The following is a 19,964-nucleotide window of genomic DNA, read 5'->3' on the forward strand; positions in this document are numbered from 1 at the left end:
TTTAGCAAAGAGGGGCTAGGGGAGATTTGGCAATAATGATTAACGAAGAAAGTAACTGAATAAAGTTTTAATAGAGAAATAACCTATGACAGACAACCTTCAAGATGTAATTTCCCCAAAACTCGCTGTGGCGATTGCAAATCCAATATTTCCAGCGGTAGATAGCCTGTTACGTTCCGGTCGCCATATCAGCACGGAGCACTTAGATAATCACTCATTTTTAATGGATTTCCAAAATGAATTAGACGGATTTTATCGTCGCTATAACGTGGAACTCATTCGTGCTCCAGAAGGCTTTTTCTATCTTCGCCCGAAAGCAACGACATTAATTGCACGTTCAGTACTTTCTGAGCTGGAAATGCTTGTTGGTAAAGTGCTTTGTTATCTTTATTTAAGTCCAGAACGTTTAGCTCAACAAGGCATTTTTAGTACGCAAGAAGTGTATGATGAATTATTAAATCTTGCCGATGAAGGAAAATTATTAAAAGCAGTTAATCAGCGTTCAAGTGGTTCTGACCTAGATAAACAAAAATTGGCAGAAAAAGTGCGGGCGGCAATTGGTCGTTTACGTCGTTTAGGTATGATTCAAACTGTTGGCGAACAAAATAGTGGGAAATTTACGATTTCTGAATCTGTATTTCGTTTTGGTGCGGAAGTGCGTAGCGGAGATGATCCATTAGAAGCACAAGCTCGACTTATTCGTGATGGAGAAGCGGCAACACCAGAATCCTTAGCGTTGGAAAAACAAGCACAATTAATGGAAAACGATGCAGAAAGTGCGGATGAAATTGACGAAGAATTTGACGGAGAACAAGAATAATGTCTGATGTTTTTGGATTAGAAAATGAAATCGAATTAGAGAGCGATGAAGTCATTATGGAAAATGAAAACGTCGAAGAAATCGTTGAAACGCCAATGCCTTTTAGCATGACGGCAAATAATGGTGTAGAGCGTGGTAAATTCCGTTCTTTAACCTTAATTAACTGGAATGGTTTTTTTGCGCGTACTTTCGATTTAGATGAATTAGTTACCACACTTTCTGGTGGTAACGGTGCAGGTAAATCAACCACAATGGCTGGATTTGTGACCGCATTAATTCCTGATTTGACCCTTTTACATTTCCGTAATACAACAGAGGCTGGCTCTACAGGCGGTTCTCGCGATAAAGGTTTACATGGTAAATTGCGTCCGGGTGTTTGTTACGCGGTATTAGATACCATTAACTCACGTCATCAACGTATTCTTGTCGGTGTTCGTCTGCAACAAATTGCGGGTCGTGATAAAAAAGTTGATTTAAAAACGTTCTCAATTCAGGGCGTTGAATTATCTCAAAATCCGACCGCACTTTTCACTGAAACAGTGGGCGAACGTCAAGCACGTGTACTTAATTTAAACGAACTCAAAGATAAAATTGAAAATATCGGTGCACAATTTAAACAATATCATTCCATCACCGATTATCACGGCATGATGTTTGATTTAGGTATTGTTCCGAAACGTTTACGATCAGCATCAGACCGAAGCAAATTCTATAAACTTATCGAAGCGTCTTTATACGGCGGTATTTCCAGCGCAATCACACGTTCTTTACGTGACTATTTATTGCCAGAAAATTTAGGTGTGCGCAAAGCCTTCCAAGATATGGAAAGTGCATTGCGTGAGAACCGTATGACTTTAGAAGCGATTAAAGTTACTCAATCAGATCGCGATTTATTCAAACATTTAATTACTGAAACCACCAACTATGTTGCTTCGGACTATATGCGTAATGCAAATGAACGCCGTGGCAATATTGAGGCTGCATTAGAATCTCGTCGCGAGTGGTATAAAGCAAAAGCAGAGCAGAATTTATCTCAACATCGTTTAGTTGATTTAAGTCGAGAAGCGGCTGAATTGGCAGAAAATGAACGGATTTTAGAAGTTGATCATCAAAGTGCGGTTGATCATCTTAACTTAGTGTTAAATGCTTTGCGTCATCAAGAAAAAATCACGCGTTATCAAGAAGATATTGCAGAACTCACCGAGCGTTTAGAAGAACAAAAAATGGTGGTTGAAGATGCGAATGATGCGTTAGAAGAAAGCCAAGCTCAATTTGAACAAACCGAGATTGAAATTGATGCGGTACGAGCTCAATTAGCAGACTATCAACAAGCATTAGATGCCCAACAAACTCGCGCACTTCAATATCAACAAGCCATTGCAGCTCTTGAAAAAGCGAAAACATTATGCGGTTTAGCGGATTTAAGTGTTAAAAATGTAGAAGATTATCACGCAGAATTTGAAGCACATGCTGAAAGTTTAACGGAAACCGTACTTGAGCTTGAGCACAAAATGTCAATTTCTGAAGCAGCAAAATCTCAGTTTGATAAAGCGTATCAATTAGTATGCAAAATTGCGGGTGAAATGCCTCGTTCTGCTGCGTGGGAAAGTGCCAAAGAATTATTACGTGAATATCCAAGCCAAAAATTGCAGGCACAACAAACGCCACAACTTCGCACAAAATTACATGAACTTGAGCAACGTTATGCACAACAACAAAGTGCGGTCAAATTACTTAATGATTTTAATCAACGTGCTAATTTAAGTTTACAAACGGCAGAAGAATTAGAGGATTATCACGCCGAGCAAGAAGCGTTGATTGAAGATGTTTCAGCAAGACTTTCAGAACAAGTGGAAAATCGTTCTACACTTCGTCAAAAACGTGAAAATTTAACTGCACTTTATGATGAAAATGCGCGTAAAGCCCCAGCATGGCTGACGGCTCAAGCTGCATTAGAACGTTTAGAGCAACAAAGCGGCGAGACGTTTGAACATAGCCAAGATGTGATGAATTTTATGCAATCTCAACTTGTGAAAGAACGTGAACTCACGATGCAACGTGATCAACTTGAACAAAAACGTTTGCATTTAGATGAACAAATTTCTCGTTTAAGTCAGCCAGATGGTTCAGAAGATCCGCGTTTAAATATGCTGGCAGAGCGTTTTGGTGGGGTGTTGCTTTCAGAGCTTTACGATGATGTAACCATTGAAGATGCGCCTTATTTCTCCGCACTTTACGGGCCTGCACGTCATGCTATTGTCGTGCGTGATCTCAATGCTGTGCGTGAACAACTTGCGCAATTAGAAGATTGTCCTGATGATTTGTATTTAATTGAAGGCGATCCTACCGCATTTGACGACAGCGTATTATCCGCACAAGAACTTGAGCTGGGTGTTGTAGTGCAAGTTTCAGATCGTGAATTACGCTATTCAAGATTCCCTGAAATTCCATTATTTGGGCGAGCAGCACGTGAAAAACGTTTAGAAGAATTACAAATTGAACGTGATGAAGTGGCAGAACAATATGCCCAAATTGCGTTTGATGTACAAAAATGCCAACGTTTATACGAACATTTCAGCCAATTTGTTGGGTTGCATTTGGCACTTGCGTTCCAGCCAAATCCAGAAGCGTTAATGTCTGAGATTAATCGCGAACGCAATGAAATTGATCGTGAATTAAACCAATTTAATAGCGGCGAACAACAATTACGCATTCAATTAGATAATGCAAAAGAAAAACTGCAATTACTCAACAAGTTAATTCCACAACTCAATGTATTAGCTGATGAAGATTTAATTGATCGTATTGAAGAATGTCGCGAGCAATTAGATATTGCAGAGCAAGATGAATATTTTATTCGTCAGCATGGCGTAACGTTGTCACAATTAGAGCCGATTGCCAATAGTTTACAAAGTGATCCAGAAAATTACGAAGGCTTAAAAAATGAATTAACTCAAGCGATTGAGCGTCAAAAACAAGTTCAACAACGTGTATTTGCGTTAGCTGATGTTGTACAGCGTAAACCGCATTTTGGTTATGAAGATGCAGGGCAGGCTGAAACTTCTGAACTAAACGAAAAACTTCGCCAACGTTTAGAACAAATGCAGGCACAGCGAGATACGCAACGTGAGCAAGTTCGTCAAAAACAAAGTCAATTTGCAGAATATAATCGCGTATTGATTCAGTTACAAAGCTCTTACGATAGTAAATATCAGCTTTTAAATGAATTGATTGGAGAGATTAGCGATCTTGGCGTGAGAGCTGATGATGGTGCTGAAGAACGCGCGCGTATCCGTCGTGATGAATTACATCAACAACTTTCAATGAGCCGTCAGTGTCGGTCTTATGTAGAAAAACAACTGACATTAATTGAAAGCGAAGCGGACAACTTAAATCGTCTTATTCGTAAAACCGAACGTGATTATAAAACTCAACGTGAATTAGTTGTGGCAGCGAAAGTGAGTTGGTGTGTGGTTTTACGTTTATCACGTAATTCCGATATGGAAAAACGCCTCAATCGTCGAGAGCTCGCTTATTTATCTGCAGATGAGTTACGTTCAATGTCGGATAAAGCTTTAGGTGCGTTGCGTACAGCAGTGGCGGATAATGAATATCTACGTGATAGCTTAAGAGTGTCGGAAGATAGTCGCAAACCTGAAAATAAAGTGCGGTTCTTTATTGCGGTGTATCAGCATCTACGTGAACGTATTCGCCAAGACATCATTAAAACGGATGATCCAATTGATGCCATTGAACAAATGGAAATTGAGCTTTCTCGCTTAACGGCTGAATTAACTGGTCGTGAGAAAAAATTGGCAATCAGTTCTGAAAGTGTTGCAAATATTATGCGTAAAACGATTCAGCGTGAACAAAATCGTATTCGTATGCTCAATCAAGGTTTGCAAAACATCTCGTTTGGTCAAGTGAAATCTGTGCGTTTGGTGGTAAATATTCGCGATACGCACGCGATGTTGCTGGATGCGCTTTCTGGTCAGCAAGATGAATATCAAGATTTATTCAACGATAACCGCATTACCTTTTCTGAAGCTATGGCGAAGCTCTATCAACGCATTAATCCACATATTGATATGGGGCAACGCACAGCGCAAACAATTGGGGAAGAATTGTTAGATTACCGTAATTATCTTGAACTTGAAGTGGAAGTATTCCGTGGTGCAGATGGTTGGTTACGTGCAGAAAGTGGCGCACTTTCTACTGGCGAAGCTATCGGTACAGGTATGTCAATTCTCTTAATGGTTGTTCAAAGTTGGGAAGAAGAAAGCCGTCGAATTCGTGGTAAAGATATTGTGCCTTGTCGCTTGTTGTTCTTAGATGAAGCAGCGCGTTTAGACGGTAAATCTATTTCTACCTTATTTGAGCTTTGCGAACGTTTAGATATGCAGTTACTTATTGCTGCGCCAGAAAACATTAGCCCAGAAAAAGGTACAACCTATAAACTCGTGCGTAAAATCGCAGGCAACCAAGAGCATGTACATGTTGTTGGTTTACGCGGATTCGGTGCGACAGAATAAGAATATAAAGACCAGAGAAGTGTGGTTGAAAACTTCGGTGTTTTTGACCGCACTTAAGCCTTTAAGGAAGGAATAATGAAAATCTTTACATCCAAAAAAGGACAATTATCACAACTGAAGCAGCAAAAATTTAAGCTGGAAAAGGATATTCAGCGTTTATTTGAAGAAAATCTTACCTTATTAAGTGGCTATATTTTTATTCGCTCGGAATTTTCTATTAAAAATTCACGTATTGATACCTTAGCTTTTGATCCTGAAACTCAAGCCTTTGTCATTATTGAATATAAAAGACAACAAAATTCTAGTGTGGTTGATCAAGGAATTTCTTATCTTAATTTGATGCTTGAATACAAAGCTGATTTTATTGTGGAATATAATGAAAAGCAAAAAGTCCCACTTAAAAGAAATGATGTGGATTGGTCACAATCTAAGGTGATTTTCGTTTCACCTGCTTTTAATGATTTCCAGATTCAAGCCACGAATTTTAAAGATTTACCTATTGAATTATGGGAAGTTAATCGCTTTGATAATGATATTATTACGCTCAATATTATTAATAAATCAAAATCAGCACCGAATATTAAAGCTGTTTCTATTGAAAAAAATGAAGAATTTTCTACATTAAAAGAAATAAAAGTTTATCAAGAATCTGATCACTTAAGTGATAAATCAGATTTTATTCAAGAACTATACGAAGATTTTAAACAAGGCATTTTAAATTTAGCTCCTGATATCGAAATTAATACCAGAAAACTTTACATTGCATTCAAAAAAGATCGAAATATTGCAGATATTCGTATCCAACAAAAGAATTTAAAAATTTGGATTAATCTTCCTTATGGAGAGTTAGATGATCCTAAAAATCTAGCAAAAAATGTATCTAATACTGGTCACTGGGGGAATGGAGATTATGAAATCACCATTGAAAGCACCCAATACCTTGAATACATTATGAGTTTAATTAAACAAGCTATTAAGGATTAATAAATGCACAATCTTATTCTTGCCATTCTTTGCAGTGTAGCTGTTTCAATCTTGCTTAAAATAGCTCGTAAAAAAAATATCATTATTGAACAAGCGATTGCATTCAACTACATCACAGCCATCACTTTCAGTTATTTCTTACTCAAACCTGATTTTAAAGATTTAGAATTTACTGATTACATTGTACAAAGCGAAAACTCACCCATTTTTTTAGCGCTAGGTTTATTGCTACCTAGCGTGTTTATTATTATGTCAAAAGCGGTGGAGTTTGCTGGAATTGTACGTTCAGATGCAGCACAACGTCTTTCGTTGTTTCTTCCCATTCTAGCGGCATTTTTAATTTTTCATGAAACATTAAGCCAATCTAAAATCATTGGCGTTGTATTAGCCTTTATTGGTTTGTTTTGTTTATTAACTAAGCCAAATCAAGGGCAAAGTGCGGTGAATTTTAAAGGTGTTTTAGGATTAATCGGCGTCTGGTTTGGTTACGGCATCATTGATATTTTATTCAAACAAGTGGCGAAAAGCGGCGGCGCATTCCCTGCAACATTGTTTATTTCCTTCTCGCTTGCAGCTTGTGTTATGTTTATTTATTTATTTTTAAAACGTGCCCAATGGACATCATCAAGTGTAATTGGTGGCATCGTTTTAGGTGTATTGAATTTCTTTAATATTTTATTCTACATAAAAGCCCATCAAAGTTTTGCTGGAAATCCGACGCTTGTTTTCGCAGGAATGAATATCGGGGTAATTTGCTTGGGTACGATAACTGGCGCATTAGTTTTTAAAGAAAAAATCAGTAAGCTAAATTGGCTAGGTATTATTTTTAGTTTATCAGCTATTTTCTGCCTATATTATTTAGATAAAATTATCGCGTAAAAGAGAGTAGTCATGGCAAAAGATTTCAGCTTTTTTATTTACGATTATGAAAGTTTTGGTGTAAATCCAGCAACAGATCGTCCTGCGCAATTCGCAGGTATTCGTACAGATGCTGATTTTAATATCATTGGTGAACCAATAATGTTTTATTGTAAACAAACCAACGATTATTTACCTGCTCCTGAAGCCGTAATGGTGACAGGAATTACACCACAAGAATGTAATGAAAAGGGGCTTTCTGAGCCTGAATTTGCTGCAAACATCTTATCAGAATTTTCCCAACCCAATACTTGTGTCATGGGCTATAACAATATTCGCTACGATGATGAAATGACGCGTTACACATTTTATCGTAATTTCATTGATCCTTATGAATACAGCTGGAAAAACGGAAATTCACGCTGGGATTTGTTAGATTTAGTGCGAGCCTGTTATGCCTTGCGTCCAGAAGGGATTAATTGGGCTTATGACGATGATGGAATGCCAAGTTTCCGCTTAGAAAAACTCACTAAAGCAAATGATATTGAACATGAAAATGCTCACGATGCAATGGCGGATGTATATGCCACTATTGCTATGGCGAAATTAATTAAAGAAAAACAGCCTAAATTATTCCAATATTTCTTTGAAAACCGAGGTAAAAAAGAAATCGAAAAATTGGTTGATACAGGCGCAATGGCGCCTTTAGTGCATGTTTCTGGGATGTTAGGGAATTATCGTGGAAATTGCACTTGGGTTGCACCTTTAGCTTGGCATCCAACAAATCAAAACGCATTAATTGTGTGTGATTTAACTGGCGACATAGATAATTTATTAGCCAAAAGTCCGGATGAATTGCGGAGAGATTTATATACTAAAAAATCAGAATTAGAAGAAAGAGGCGTTTCATCTGTTCCATTAAAGCTTGTGCATATCAATAAATGTCCTATTTTAGCGCCAGCCAAAACCTTGTTGCCAGAAACAGCAAATCGCTTGGGTATTGATCGACAATTATGCTTAGATAATCTTGCAAAATTACAAGCATCTTTTGATATTCGAGAAAAAGTGGTGGATATTTTTAATGAAGAACGTCAATTTGAATCGAATGATAACGTAGAAACTGAGTTATACAATGGCTTTTTCAGCAATGCTGATAAAAATAATATGGCTATTTTACGTAGTTTACCTGCAGAAAAATTAGCTGAACATGGCTTAGCTTTTGAAGATAAACGTATCCCTGAATTATTGTTCCATTATCGCGCTCGTCATTTTTATAAAACCCTCACACGCGCTGAACAAATTAAATGGCAGAAATACCGACAGAATAAACTTGAAAAAAGTGCGGTAGATTTTGAATCAAGTTTACAACGTTTAGCTGAGGAACATTCAGATAATCCTGAAAAACTATCTTTATTACAACAAGTATATGAATACGGTATAAAATTACTGGGTTAGTCGATACGTTGTCACTTTTTTTTTCAAAGAGCATGTTTTAATAAAAACATGCTTTTTTGTTATTTTTATTCTGGGAGTAATTTATCCAAAAAATCAACCAGATTTTACGTAGCGTAATCACATAGATTTAGTTTATTTCACTTTACATTTCCTTTACATTTAAATTCATCCGTTCAATAACTCTATAAAATGACGCGTTACAACGTGTTATCCAGCCTTGTTTTGTCTTGTTTTGCTAGTATCCGTGACTTGTGCATAACTGTGTGATTTATTTGATCCGTAGTTTTTGCTAACCCGATAACTAATTTCGCATAATGTATATTATGTTAAATATAGCAAGTGTAAAAGTAACTTTTGTGATGTGGTCAAAAAGGGATACTCTGCTTCTTCTCTATTCAAAAGTTAAAGCAATAATATTTAACTCTGGATTTGGATTGCGATATGTGAAATCTCAATAAATTGATAGAAGATTTGCTTGTAGATTTAACATCTTTAGTTTTAATTGTGACATTGTAATTATTTTATATGCCTAGATTACTCAAATGAGAATAATTACTTTTAATTTTTCTTTTTAAAATTAATTGGTTATATGAGTTTTATTTTAATAAAAAACTTGCAATTCTCATTTGTGAGCTTAAAATGAGAACCGCAAGTCAAGTTTTATTGCACTTTATCAATCAAATGGAAAGGAATTAGTTATGCTTAATCAAATCATCACAAACAAGCTAAATGACCAAATAAATTTAGAGTTCTACTCTTCTAATGTATATTTACAAATGAGTGCATGGTGCTCAATTCATGGCTATGAAGGTGCAGCAGCATTTTTACTTCGTCATGCAGATGAAGAATTAGAACATATGCAAAAATTATTCAATTATGTAAGTGAAACTAGCGGCATGCCGCTTCTAGGAAAAATCGATGCACCTAAGCACGATTATTCTTCATTAAGAGAAGTATTTGAAACAACTTTAGAACATGAAAAATTGGTAACGTCCAAAATCAATAAATTAGTTGAAGTTACTTTTGAAAATAAAGACTACTCTACTTTTAACTTCTTACAATGGTACGTAGCAGAACAGCACGAAGAAGAAAAATTATTTAGTGGCATTATTGATAGATTTAACCTTGTTGGCGAAGACGGTAAAGCGTTGTTCTTTATTGATCGTGAGTTAGCAACTTTATAATAGATAGGAGAAATAAAATGTTATCAGCAAATGTAGTAAAACTATTAAACGACCAAATGAACTTGGAATTTTATTCTTCTAATTTATATCTACAAATGAGTGCTTGGTGCGAGCAAAAAGGTTTTGAAGGTGCTGCAAAATTTTTATCAGCTCATGCTGCTGAAGAAATGCAACACATGCGTAAATTATTCACTTATTTAAATGAGACAGGCTCAGTTGCTCTAATTTCTGCAATTGAAGCTCCATCACACGAATATAAGTCATTAAAAGAAGTGATTGAAATTACTTATGAACATGAGAAATTGATTACCAGTAAAATCAATGAATTAGTAGGTAAAACTTTTGAAGAAAAAGACTACTCTGCATTTAATTTCCTACAATGGTATGTAGCAGAACAACATGAAGAAGAAAAATTATTCAGTGGTATCTTGGATAAATTGAATCTTCTTGGCGAAGATGGTAAAGGTTTATTCTTAGTTGATAAAGATTTAGGTAATCTTGCTACTGAAGCTTAGTCTAAGAGTATAAAATATTTATGAGCCTAGTATTACACTAGGCTTATTTTTTATACGTCAAATTTACGTCAAAGTCATCATTTGATACGTCAAATGTCATTGCGGAAAATGACGAAATTAGCGAAAAAGCACAAATAAAAAAGCCGTAAATCATTGATTCTCCTCGTGATTTACGACTTTACTTAAGTTGGTGCCTAGGGTCGGACTCGAACCGACACGTTTATTCAACGGCGGATTTTGAATCCGCTGCGTCTACCAATTTCGCCACCCAGGCTTAATGGTGTTGAATTATACGTATATATAAATATGTGACAAGTAAAATTTTTTAGAAATAATCCATTTGTTTTAAAAATGAGCAAGGATTTTCTGGTTTTTTAAAAATATCGCCAAATAAATGCAATAACTAAAATACATAACATGATTAGAATCTGAATCAGCCGTTTTTTTGTTAATTTTTCTGCTGCCATAATGCTTTACTCTTCTTAAAATGACTATTTAGTGGTATAATTATTGAGTTAGATCAATTTTACACTAATTTTTCGAAATATTTGAGGCTTACATGAAAAATTTCGTTGCAGAAACCAAGGCAGGACGCCGGGTTCAATCGGGAGGTTGTGCTATTCATTGCCAGGATTGCAGTATTAGTCAACTTTGTATTCCTTTTACGCTGAACGAACATGAATTAGATCAGCTTGATAATATTATCGAACGAAAGAAACCTATCCAAAAATCACAGGTTCTTTTTAAAGCAGGTGATTCCCTCAATTCAATTTATGCAATTCGCTCTGGTACAATTAAAAGCTACACTATTAGTGAATCTGGCGAAGAACAAATCACTTCATTCCATTTACCTGGTGATTTAGTTGGCTTTGATGCAATTACTCAAATGCAACACCCTAGTTTTGCACAGGCTTTAGAAACCGCAATGGTATGTGAAATTCCTTATGATATTTTGGATGATTTAGCTGGTAAAATGCCAAAATTGCGCCAACAAATTTTGCGCTTAATGAGTAATGAAATTAAAAGTGATCAAGAAATGATTTTGTTACTGTCTAAAATGAATGCTGAAGAACGTTTGGCTGCTTTTATTCATAATCTTTCTAAACGATACTCTGCTCGTGGTTTTTCAGCTAAAGAATTCCGTTTAACGATGACGCGTGGCGATATCGGCAACTATCTAGGGTTAACAGTTGAAACTATCAGTCGATTATTGGGACGCTTTCAAAAACTAGGTGTTCTTACAGTGCAAGGAAAATATATTACAATTAATGATCTCAATGCTTTAATTGAATTAACTGGCACGAATAAAACCAAAATAACATTAGTTGAATAATTTTTAAGGCGTGAATTTCACGCCTTTTTTGTATTCATTAAAAATAAATTTTGCACTAGATCACCTTTTTGAAAATCGAACCTTGCCATTCAAAAGATTCTTTCTTATTCTATGGTGAATTTTGGAGGTTGTTATGAAATTTAAAAATATCCTGGTTGTTCTCAATCCTGAAAATGAAAAACAATATGCTCTTGCGCGTGCCGTGCGTTTGGTAAAAGAACAAAAAAATGAAACTAAGGTAAAAATCACCGCACTTTTATCTGTATATGACTTATCTTATGAAATGTCGGCTTTACTTTCTTCTGAAGAACGTTCAGAAATGCATCAACAAGTAATCGAAAAACACCGACATGCGGTTCAATATTACTTAGATAAATATGCAGATCCTGAAATTGAATTGCAATCTCACATTGTTTGGAATAGCAACGAAGCTGAGGCGATTAAAGAAGAAGTCGAAGGCAACAATTATGATCTTGTGGTGAAATATACTAAAGATGAAGAAAGTTTTACCTCACTTATTTTCACACCAGTGGATTGGCAGCTTCTTCGTAAATGCCCTGTTCCTGTTTTGATGGTTCGCGATGGCGATTGGAAACATCAACGCCGTATTCTTGTTGCGGTAAATGTTTCTGGTGAGCAAGACTATCAAGATGAATTTAATCAAGAATTAGTGGAAACAGGCATGTCACTCGCTGAAAATCTAAATCGTGGTAATGTTCACTTGGTTGCAGCCTACCCTTCTGCTCCAATCAATATGGCGATTGATTTACCAGAATTTAATACTTCAGGCTATGAAAACGGTATTCGTGGCCAACATCTCATTAATATGAAAGCATTACGTCAAAAATTTGGTATTAGTGAAGACCATACTCATGTTCGAGAAGGTTTTCCAGAAGAAGTGATTCCTGAAGTCGCAAAAGAAATTGAAGCTGAGTTAGTGATTTTAGGTACAGTTGGCCGTACAGGTTTGTCTGCTGCATTATTGGGCAATACTGCGGAACATGTGATTAGTAAATTAAGTTGTAATTTATTAGGTATTAAGCCATCTAAAAAAGACGATTAATAACAGACATCTACATTTAGAAATTCCCTAAGTACTAAGTATTTAGGGAATTTTTTATACGTTATACAAATGTTTTGTGATCTTGATCACAAATTTGAAATTTTCTCTAAACTATCATTTAAATGATAGTTATTTTCATTTAATATTTGCGTTCATTTTATAAATGCTCACCTCTATTTTTTTATTAAGGAAAGGTATGAAAAAAACATTAATTGCAAGTTTATTGGTTTTAGCTGGTGCAGCGCAAGCTCATGAAGTTTGGGTTCAAGCGCCTGCAAAATTGGCATCTGGTTCTGTATTAAAAGCAGAATTAGCTTATGGGGACTACCCTTACGTAGAAAAAATTCCTGAAGCACGTTTAAAAATTTTTGCGCCAATGGAAATTATTCGTCAAGATGGTGAAAAACAAACCTTAGTTCAAAAAGGTGAAAACTATCAATATCAATCAGAGAAAGCATTGTCTGATGGCTCTTATTGGGTGACGGCGACTTACAAACCAACTTTTTGGTCACAAAATGCTGAAGGTTGGAAAATGGACAATTTGAAAGGATTAGAAAATCCAACTTATTGCGAACAAACTCAAATGTTTGGTAAAAGTCTTGTTACAGTTGGTAAAAAACCATTAAATGCAGAAATGGCAATGACAAGAGTTGGTTTACCACTTGAAATTGTTCCTTTGCGTGATCCAAGCAAAGTGAAATTAGGCGAACCGTTCCCTGTTCAAATTTTCTATCAAGATCAGCCATTAGCAGGCGAAACTGTAATTGCAACCGCTGATACTATTGTCGTGAAAGATCTTGAAGCAAGTACAAGCCATCGTGAACCACAAGGTTTTTCAGGTAAAACAGATAGTCAAGGGCGTGTGAATATCATTCCATTAATTGATGGTATTTGGAAAATTAAAGTTATTCATAAAACACCATTTGCAGATCAACAAATTTGTCAGCAATCTGCAAGCTATAGCACATTAATTTTACCGGTTGGTAAAGGATTGGCTAAACTTCCTCCAAAACCAGAACACCATCATCATTAATTTTGAAAGTGCGGTGGAATTTCACCGCACTTTTACATCCCAATTCAATAAAAAAATACAAAAATAGTCTATCTAAATTCTAAGTTATTCATTTGCATATCCAGATTTTGGCAGAGCTTTCCCATCTAAATATGCCAAATTATCTTTAAGTCTTAGCCGCCCTTCGGTAAACCATTTAATCACAAGCGGATAAATTTGGTATTCTTGCTCACGGGTTCTAGCTTCCACTTCTTCGATGCTATCTTCAGGGAAGATTGGCACTTTTGCTTGTAAGACAATCGCACCACCATCCACTTCTTCATTGACAAAATGAACGGTTGTGCCGTGTTCATTGTCGCCTGCTTCAATCGCACGTTGGTAGGTGTTTAAGCCTGCGTATTTAGGAAGAAGAGAAGGATGGATATTTAAAATTTTCCCTGTAAAACGTTGGGTAAATTTTGGGGTAAGAATTTTCATATAACCAGCAAGGACGATCAAATCTACGGCTAGGCTTTGCAAATAATCGCCAATTGCGTCGTCCATTTCAAGGTTATTGGAAAAATTTTTGCGAAGAAAGACCGCTTGCGGAATCTGTGCTTGTTTGGCTCGAACTAAGCCGTAAGCATCAGCTTTGTTACTTACCACACAAGCAATTTTGGCGGGAATATCGCCTGAATGGCAGGCATCAATAATAGTTTGTAAATTCGTTCCTTGACCAGAAATAAGGACGGCAATTTTTTTCATTTTCTTCCTTATAGAAATCAGCCCAAAAGGGCTGAATTTAAATTTAAGATTTTATTATTGAATCTCAACTTGTGCTTCGCCTTCGCCAAGATGTTCAATTTTGCCGATAACCCACGCTTTTTCGCCTGCTTGTTCAAGTAATGCAAGAGCCGTTTCAACCTCTTTTTCTGGTAATGCAATCACCATACCTACACCACAGTTAAAGGTGCGATACATTTCATAACGGCTGATATTGCCTTTTTCTTGTAACCAATTGAAAATCGCAGGCCATTGCCAGCTTGATTCATCAATCACCGCTTTTGTGTTTTCAGGTAATACACGCGGGATATTTTCCCAGAAGCCACCACCTGTTAAGTGAGCAATGGCGTGAACTTCAGTCTGTTTGATAAGTTGTAAAATAGACTTCACATAGATTTTGGTGGGTGCTAAAAGATGCTCGCTAAGCGGTTTGCCTTCTAATAAATCCGCTGGATTTGCACCGCTCACTTCAAGTACTTTGCGAATTAATGAATAGCCGTTTGAGTGTGCACCGCTTGAACCAAGAGCAATAAGCGTGTCGCCCGTTTTCACTGCCGTGCCGTCAATGATTTCTGATTTTTCTACCACGCCTACGCAGAAACCCGCCAAATCATAGTCGCCTTCGTGGTACATTCCGGGCATTTCAGCAGTTTCGCCACCGACTAACGCACAGCCAGACATTTCACAACCATCTGCAATACCTTTGATCACGCTTGCTGCCACATCAACGTCTAATTTCCCTGTAGCATAGTAATCTAAGAAGAAAAGCGGTTCTGCCCCTTGTACTATTAAATCGTTCACACACATTGCGACTAAATCCTGACCAATGGTATCGTGTTTTTTCAAGTCAATCGCAAGACGTAATTTTGTGCCTACACCATCTGTGCCTGATACTAAAATCGGCTCTTTATATTTGGTTGGTAAAGCACATAATGCACCGAAACCACCTAATCCACCCATGACTTCAGAGCGGCGAGTACGTTTTACATCGCCTTTGATACGTTCGACTAATTCATTCCCAGCGTGAATATCTACGCCAGCATCTTTGTAGCTAAGTTGTGTGTTGCTCACGATTAACCTCAATCAGTTGAAATAAAAATCGGGCAGATTATACCATTAAGCAAACGTTTGCGGTATTGTTAAATTAATTCATTTGATGACATTTTTAAAATTAAAATGAAATTGCTTGCAATCAAAATTTATTTGTACTACTTTAATAGTACAAATAAGCTCAGACTCTAGGAGAAAAAATGAAAACTACTACTGCATTAGTTACAGGTGCAACCGCAGGCTTTGGCTTGGCAATTTGTAAAAAGTTAATTGAAGCAGGCTATAAAGTGATTGGCACGGGCAGACGTGCAGATCGATTAGTAGAAATTCATTCACAATTGGGCAATAATTTTCTACCGCTTGCCTTTGACATTCGTGATGAACAAGCCACAATTAACGCTCTAAATACCCTTCCTGAAGGCTGGCAAGCGGTCGATTTATTAGTGAATAATGCAGGTTTAGCCTTGGGATTAGAGCCGGCACATAAAGCGGATTTACAAGATTGGTATCAGATGCTCGACACCAATATCAAAGGATTGGTTACTATCACTCGTCTTGTGTTGCCAAATATGGTGGCCCGTAATCACGGGCAGATTATCAATTTGAGTTCAATTGCAGGTACTTATCCTTATGCTGGCAGTAATGTATATGGTGGAACTAAAGCTTTTGTCACACAATTTAGCTTAAATTTACGAGCCGATCTGGCAGGCACAAAAATTCGAGTAAGCAATGTTGAACCCGGTTTATGTGGCGGTACGGAGTTCTCTAATGTGCGTTTTCACGGCGATGATGAAAGAGCGGCAAAAGTGTATGAAAACGTGCAATCAGTTCAGCCTGAAGATATTGCGAACATTGTATTATGGCTTCATCAACAACCTGAACACGTGAACATTAATCGCATTGAAGTCATGCCAACCGCTCAATCTTTTGCGGGAATGAGCGTTGCAAAAGATAACTAAAAAAATAATAGGAAAAAATATGTCAGACACACTTCTCAACCCTTATTTCGGCGAATTTGGCGGAATGTATGTGCCAGAAATTTTAGTGCCTGTTTTAAAGCAATTAGAACAAGCCTTTGTGGAGGCTCAAAATGATCCTACATTCCAAGCAGAATTTGCTGATTTACTCAAAAATTATGCGGGAAGACCGACCGCACTTACCCTTTGCCGTAACTTAACCAAAGGCACAAAAACTAAACTTTATCTTAAACGTGAAGATTTATTACACGGTGGTGCGCACAAAACCAATCAAGTGTTAGGACAAATTTTGCTTGCCAAACGAATGGGCAAAACGCGTATTATTGCCGAAACTGGTGCGGGTCAGCACGGTGTGGCGACCGCCCTTGCTTGTGCTATGTTAGATATGCCATGCCGTGTTTATATGGGCGCAAAAGATGTTGAGCGTCAATCGCCAAATGTGTTCCGTATGCGTTTGATGGGTGCGGAAGTGATTCCTGTACAAAAAGGCTCTTGTTCTTTAAAAGACGCCTGTTGTGAAGCGATGCGAGACTGGTCAGCAAACTACGAAACCACCCATTATTTACTTGGCACCGCTGCAGGCCCCCATCCATTCCCGACGATTGTGAGAGAATTCCAAAAAATGATTGGGATTGAGACTAAACGTCAAATTCTCGAACGAGAAGGTCGTTTACCTGATGCAGTGATTGCTGCGGTTGGCGGTGGCTCGAATGCAATTGGTATGTTTGCGGATTTCATTGCAGAAACCGCTGTGAAACTCATCGGCGTAGAACCTGCGGGTAAAGGTATTGACACGGGCGAACACGGTGCACCGCTCAAGCACGGCACAACAGGTATCTATTTCGGAATGAAATCGCCAATTATGCAAGATCAAGATGGACAAATTGAGGAATCTTATTCTATTTCTGCAGGATTAGACTTCCCTTCTGTCGGGCCGCAACACGCTTATTTAAATGCGATTGGTCGTGCTGATTATGTATCGATTACCGATGAAGAAGCCCTCAACGCATTCCAAGAATTGGCAAAACACGAAGGCATTATTCCTGCATTAGAAAGCTCACACGCCTTGGCTTATGCCTTGAAATTGATTAAACAAAATCCTGAAAAAGAACAACTTTTAGTGGTTAATCTTTCAGGACGAGGCGATAAAGATATTTTTACCGTTGATAAAATTTTAAATGGAGGAACGAACTAATGAGCCGTTTTGAAACGCAATTTGCGACACTTAACGCAAAAAATGAAGGGGCTTTCGTGCCGTTCGTTACCCTTTGCGATCCTACTTTTGACCGCTCTTTTGAGATCATTTGCACACTTGTCGATAACGGTGCGGATGCTTTAGAACTCGGTTTTCCTTTTTCCGATCCACTCCTTGATGGCCCGGTTATCCAAGCGGCGAATAATCGTGCTTTAACTGCAGGTCATAGCAGTGAAGATAGCTTTAAACTATTGGAAAAAGTGCGGTCAAAATATCCCGAGATTCCGATTAGCTTATTACTTTGTGCTAATTTAATTTTTGCCAAAGGCCTAGACGATTTTTATCAACGTTGTGCAGAAGTCGGTGTTGATGCTGTGCTTGTGGCAGATATTCCTTTACTCGCAAAAGAAGATTATGTACAAGCGGCTAAAAAACACGGTATTCAACCCGTCTTTATTTGCCCGCCAAATGCGGATGAAAAAACGATCCAAGGTGTAACCGAAAATAGCGAAGGCTATACTTATTTAGTTTCTCGCGCAGGCGTAACCAGTGCTGAAAATCAAGCTCACGCAGCGAATTTAGATACTCTTGTAGAACTGCTTAAGGCGCATAATGCCCCGCCAATTTTACAAGGCTTCGGCATTGCGCATCCTGAACAGGTAAAAGAAGCATTAACTTTAGGGGCAGCCGGTGCAATTTCAGGTTCGGCAACGGTGAAAATTATTGAGCAGAATTTAGATAATCACGAGCAATGTTTAGTTGAATTAGCTGAATTTGTTCAAGCAATGAAAGCAGCAACAAAATAAGCAAAAAAGAACCCGCACTTGTGGCGGGTTTCTTTTATCTACCGAGAAAATTAAAAATTTAATACTTTGTCAGCTTCCATTGTCCAGTCTGCCAACTCTGCCAACGTGCCGATTTCCACGCCCTCCGCCAACGGTAATTCAGTAATACCACGAGCATTTGTACAGGTTTTACAAAGTTTAATTGTCGCCCCTTGTGCCGTTAAAATTTCCAACATTTGTTGTAAATGATACCCTTCTGCTGGATTTTGTTGTGCTAAACCGCCAGTTACCGCATCAGACATTAAAAATATTTTTAAATTAACCGCACTTTTATGCTGCTCTTGCAACTGTAATGCCAAACGTAATGCACTAAAAAAATGTTCGTCACCATAAGGGGATGAATGGATAATAAATAGAATATTTTGCATACTCTTCTCCTTAATTTCGTTAATAACCTTGCTGATAAATTCCTTCCAACAATTTCACTGAAAGCAGGGCGAGATTAAAGCGTTGTTCATCTGCCACAGACCAGAATTCTACACCATTTTCTACCGCACTTATTTGACTTAAATGAAGTTTTACTGATTCTTCACCATTTTCTTGTTCTCCATTAAGCACAGGCGTAATTAAGGTTTCTTCTAAAGCGATAAGCTCGCTATTTTGCGGCTGATAGTCGAAATCATAATCTGAAAGTGTGGTGACTTTTTGTGCCAATCCATAAAATACAGGTACTTGGATTGCATGGAATGTAGCACGATCTAATTGAGGAAAAATTCGTTGTAATTGATTTGATAAATTAGGTGCTTGATGCGGATAGACATCAAACGCTAAGCGCGTTTCTTCTTCATCCAATGGAATACCGTTTAATAAACGGGCTGTTTGCCCCGCAAGTTTAGTCACTGTTTCTGCATCCATATAAGAAGCTGGCAATAAAGAAGTGACAAGCACTTGATTAAGATTCGTTTCTTGTAAAATCGGGGCAAGCGTTAAAGCAAGTTGGCTTACTTGTGGATCAGGCAAGCTAACAATGTTACGTTGTCTCAGTTCAAATAGTTGTGATTCATTTACCGTCGGGACAACAACGGGTACATCCGAAAGCGCACTACAAACGCCTAACATATCAATGACAATACAGCCCTGCTCTGCTGCTTGCGCAATATGGGCAACTTGCTCAAGTTTTCCTGCAAAAAAGATATAATTAAAATCAGCCCACTCAACTTCATTTGGCGAAAGTTGTTCAACGCCTTTATTGCGAAAACGAATATTTTGCTCTTCTTCAAAAGGTGTTATTTCAACAATAGAAACGCTGCTAATTTCAAGCGCACTTTGTTCTAAACGCTCTACAATTTTTTCACTTAATTCAAATTCTGCTGCTATCGCAATATTTAAGGTTGCGTCCATTTTTCTCTCCGCTGTAAAATAATCGACATTATTTTACA

The 19,964-nt window shown here is 37.5% G+C and carries 17 protein-coding genes and 1 tRNA gene; 13 read left to right on the forward strand and 5 right to left on the reverse strand.

The genetic code is table 11. The annotated features are described in order from the left end of the window. Positions 1-85: 85 nt before the first annotated feature. The 7 genes from mukE to ftnA (DV424_RS00305) all read left to right on the forward strand — a co-directional run bounded on the left by mukE (position 86) and on the right by ftnA (DV424_RS00305) (position 10,348). Complete coding sequence (gene mukE, locus DV424_RS00275; RefSeq protein WP_105891036.1) at positions 86-820, forward strand: chromosome partition protein MukE; 735 nt, start codon at positions 86-88, stop codon at positions 818-820. Beyond that, on the forward strand, positions 820-5,352 hold the full coding sequence (gene mukB / locus DV424_RS00280) for a chromosome partition protein MukB (RefSeq protein ID WP_118858669.1): 4,533 nt from the start codon (positions 820-822) through the stop codon (positions 5,350-5,352). The genes mukE and mukB overlap by 1 nt, the downstream gene beginning before the upstream one ends. 75 nt (positions 5,353-5,427) lie before the next feature. Next, positions 5,428-6,336 (forward strand): DUF5655 domain-containing protein, encoded by a 909-nt coding sequence (locus tag DV424_RS00285; protein WP_118858670.1) that lies wholly within the window; start codon positions 5,428-5,430, stop codon positions 6,334-6,336. Positions 6,337-6,339: 3 nt separating this feature from the next. Then, positions 6,340-7,215, forward strand: a complete 876-nt coding sequence (locus DV424_RS00290; protein ID WP_118858671.1) for an EamA/RhaT family transporter — start codon at positions 6,340-6,342, stop codon at positions 7,213-7,215. A 12-nt stretch (positions 7,216-7,227) separates the two neighbouring features. Then, positions 7,228-8,649, forward strand: a complete 1,422-nt coding sequence (gene sbcB / locus DV424_RS00295) for an exodeoxyribonuclease I (protein WP_118858672.1) — start codon at positions 7,228-7,230, stop codon at positions 8,647-8,649. A 698-nt stretch (positions 8,650-9,347) separates the two neighbouring features. Then, positions 9,348-9,833, forward strand: a complete 486-nt coding sequence (gene ftnA / locus DV424_RS00300) for a non-heme ferritin (protein WP_118858673.1) — start codon at positions 9,348-9,350, stop codon at positions 9,831-9,833. A 17-nt stretch (positions 9,834-9,850) separates the two neighbouring features. Continuing rightward, positions 9,851-10,348, forward strand: a complete 498-nt coding sequence (gene ftnA, locus DV424_RS00305) for a non-heme ferritin (RefSeq protein ID WP_005637808.1) — start codon at positions 9,851-9,853, stop codon at positions 10,346-10,348. Between the two features lie 188 nt (positions 10,349-10,536). Here the strand turns inward: ftnA (DV424_RS00305) and DV424_RS00310 are convergent. Continuing rightward, positions 10,537-10,622, reverse strand: a tRNA-Leu gene (locus DV424_RS00310). A 285-nt stretch (positions 10,623-10,907) separates the two neighbouring features. On the opposite strand from DV424_RS00310, the gene fnr reads away from it, so the two are divergent. From fnr to DV424_RS00325, 3 genes are all read left to right on the forward strand, one after another. Then, positions 10,908-11,681, forward strand: coding sequence for a fumarate/nitrate reduction transcriptional regulator Fnr (fnr, locus tag DV424_RS00315; RefSeq protein WP_005634634.1), 774 nt, complete (start codon positions 10,908-10,910; stop codon positions 11,679-11,681). A gap of 133 nt (positions 11,682-11,814) precedes the next feature. Continuing rightward, positions 11,815-12,744, forward strand: a complete 930-nt coding sequence (gene uspE / locus DV424_RS00320) for a universal stress protein UspE (protein ID WP_005634635.1) — start codon at positions 11,815-11,817, stop codon at positions 12,742-12,744. A gap of 196 nt (positions 12,745-12,940) precedes the next feature. Continuing rightward, a complete protein-coding gene (locus tag DV424_RS00325; RefSeq protein ID WP_118858674.1) occupies positions 12,941-13,777 on the forward strand; it encodes a DUF4198 domain-containing protein in 837 nt (278 codons plus the stop codon). A gap of 84 nt (positions 13,778-13,861) precedes the next feature. Here DV424_RS00325 and purN read toward each other — a convergent pair whose 3' ends face one another. Together purN and purM are read right to left on the reverse strand one after the other, a co-directional pair. Continuing rightward, positions 13,862-14,500: a phosphoribosylglycinamide formyltransferase gene (gene purN / locus DV424_RS00330; protein WP_118858675.1), complete on the reverse strand. Its 639-nt coding sequence runs from the start codon at positions 14,498-14,500 to the stop codon at positions 13,862-13,864. Between the two features lie 54 nt (positions 14,501-14,554). Continuing rightward, positions 14,555-15,589 carry a phosphoribosylformylglycinamidine cyclo-ligase gene (purM, locus tag DV424_RS00335; protein WP_118858676.1) on the reverse strand — a complete coding sequence of 345 codons (1,035 nt, stop codon included), beginning with the start codon at positions 15,587-15,589 and terminating at the stop codon, positions 14,555-14,557. A 179-nt stretch (positions 15,590-15,768) separates the two neighbouring features. Between purM and DV424_RS00340 the strand changes: the two genes are divergently transcribed. The 3 genes from DV424_RS00340 to trpA are packed head-to-tail and all read left to right on the forward strand — an operon-like array spanning position 15,769 to position 18,546. Then, a complete protein-coding gene (locus tag DV424_RS00340; RefSeq protein WP_118858677.1) occupies positions 15,769-16,527 on the forward strand; it encodes an SDR family oxidoreductase in 759 nt (252 codons plus the stop codon). Positions 16,528-16,546: 19 nt separating this feature from the next. Continuing rightward, complete coding sequence (gene trpB, locus DV424_RS00345) at positions 16,547-17,740, forward strand: tryptophan synthase subunit beta (protein ID WP_118858678.1); 1,194 nt, start codon at positions 16,547-16,549, stop codon at positions 17,738-17,740. Further along, complete coding sequence (gene trpA / locus DV424_RS00350) at positions 17,740-18,546, forward strand: tryptophan synthase subunit alpha (RefSeq protein WP_118858679.1); 807 nt, start codon at positions 17,740-17,742, stop codon at positions 18,544-18,546. Before trpB ends, trpA begins: the two co-directional genes overlap by 1 nt. Before the next feature lie 50 nt (positions 18,547-18,596). On the opposite strand, the gene DV424_RS00355 is transcribed toward trpA, so the two are convergent. Both DV424_RS00355 and DV424_RS00360 read right to left on the reverse strand, forming a co-directional pair. Then, positions 18,597-18,953: a DsrE/DsrF/TusD sulfur relay family protein gene (locus DV424_RS00355; protein ID WP_118858680.1), complete on the reverse strand. Its 357-nt coding sequence runs from the start codon at positions 18,951-18,953 to the stop codon at positions 18,597-18,599. A gap of 19 nt (positions 18,954-18,972) precedes the next feature. Beyond that, positions 18,973-19,926: an oxidoreductase gene (locus DV424_RS00360; RefSeq protein ID WP_118858681.1), complete on the reverse strand. Its 954-nt coding sequence runs from the start codon at positions 19,924-19,926 to the stop codon at positions 18,973-18,975. Positions 19,927-19,964 lie beyond the last annotated feature (38 nt).

The organism is Haemophilus haemolyticus, from assembly GCF_003493605.1.
Classification (GTDB): domain Bacteria; phylum Pseudomonadota; class Gammaproteobacteria; order Enterobacterales; family Pasteurellaceae; genus Haemophilus; species Haemophilus haemolyticus_J.

What these genes read in the sequence shown, in the direction of transcription:
- mukE (WP_105891036.1), top strand. Translation starts at nt 86, where the DNA reads ATGACAGACAACCTTCAAGATGTAATTTCCCCAAAACTCGCTGTGGCG.
- mukB (WP_118858669.1), top strand. Translation starts at nt 820, where the DNA reads ATGTCTGATGTTTTTGGATTAGAAAATGAAATCGAATTAGAGAGCGAT.
- DV424_RS00285 (WP_118858670.1), top strand. Translation starts at nt 5,428, where the DNA reads ATGAAAATCTTTACATCCAAAAAAGGACAATTATCACAACTGAAGCAG.
- DV424_RS00290 (WP_118858671.1), top strand. Translation starts at nt 6,340, where the DNA reads ATGCACAATCTTATTCTTGCCATTCTTTGCAGTGTAGCTGTTTCAATC.
- sbcB (WP_118858672.1), top strand. Translation starts at nt 7,228, where the DNA reads ATGGCAAAAGATTTCAGCTTTTTTATTTACGATTATGAAAGTTTTGGT.
- ftnA (WP_118858673.1), top strand. Translation starts at nt 9,348, where the DNA reads ATGCTTAATCAAATCATCACAAACAAGCTAAATGACCAAATAAATTTA.
- ftnA (WP_005637808.1), top strand. Translation starts at nt 9,851, where the DNA reads ATGTTATCAGCAAATGTAGTAAAACTATTAAACGACCAAATGAACTTG.
- fnr (WP_005634634.1), top strand. Translation starts at nt 10,908, where the DNA reads ATGAAAAATTTCGTTGCAGAAACCAAGGCAGGACGCCGGGTTCAATCG.
- uspE (WP_005634635.1), top strand. Translation starts at nt 11,815, where the DNA reads ATGAAATTTAAAAATATCCTGGTTGTTCTCAATCCTGAAAATGAAAAA.
- DV424_RS00325 (WP_118858674.1), top strand. Translation starts at nt 12,941, where the DNA reads ATGAAAAAAACATTAATTGCAAGTTTATTGGTTTTAGCTGGTGCAGCG.
- purN (WP_118858675.1), bottom strand. Translation starts at nt 14,500, where the DNA reads ATGAAAAAAATTGCCGTCCTTATTTCTGGTCAAGGAACGAATTTACAA.
- DV424_RS00340 (WP_118858677.1), top strand. Translation starts at nt 15,769, where the DNA reads ATGAAAACTACTACTGCATTAGTTACAGGTGCAACCGCAGGCTTTGGC.
- trpB (WP_118858678.1), top strand. Translation starts at nt 16,547, where the DNA reads ATGTCAGACACACTTCTCAACCCTTATTTCGGCGAATTTGGCGGAATG.
- trpA (WP_118858679.1), top strand. Translation starts at nt 17,740, where the DNA reads ATGAGCCGTTTTGAAACGCAATTTGCGACACTTAACGCAAAAAATGAA.
- DV424_RS00355 (WP_118858680.1), bottom strand. Translation starts at nt 18,953, where the DNA reads ATGCAAAATATTCTATTTATTATCCATTCATCCCCTTATGGTGACGAA.
- DV424_RS00360 (WP_118858681.1), bottom strand. Translation starts at nt 19,926, where the DNA reads ATGGACGCAACCTTAAATATTGCGATAGCAGCAGAATTTGAATTAAGT.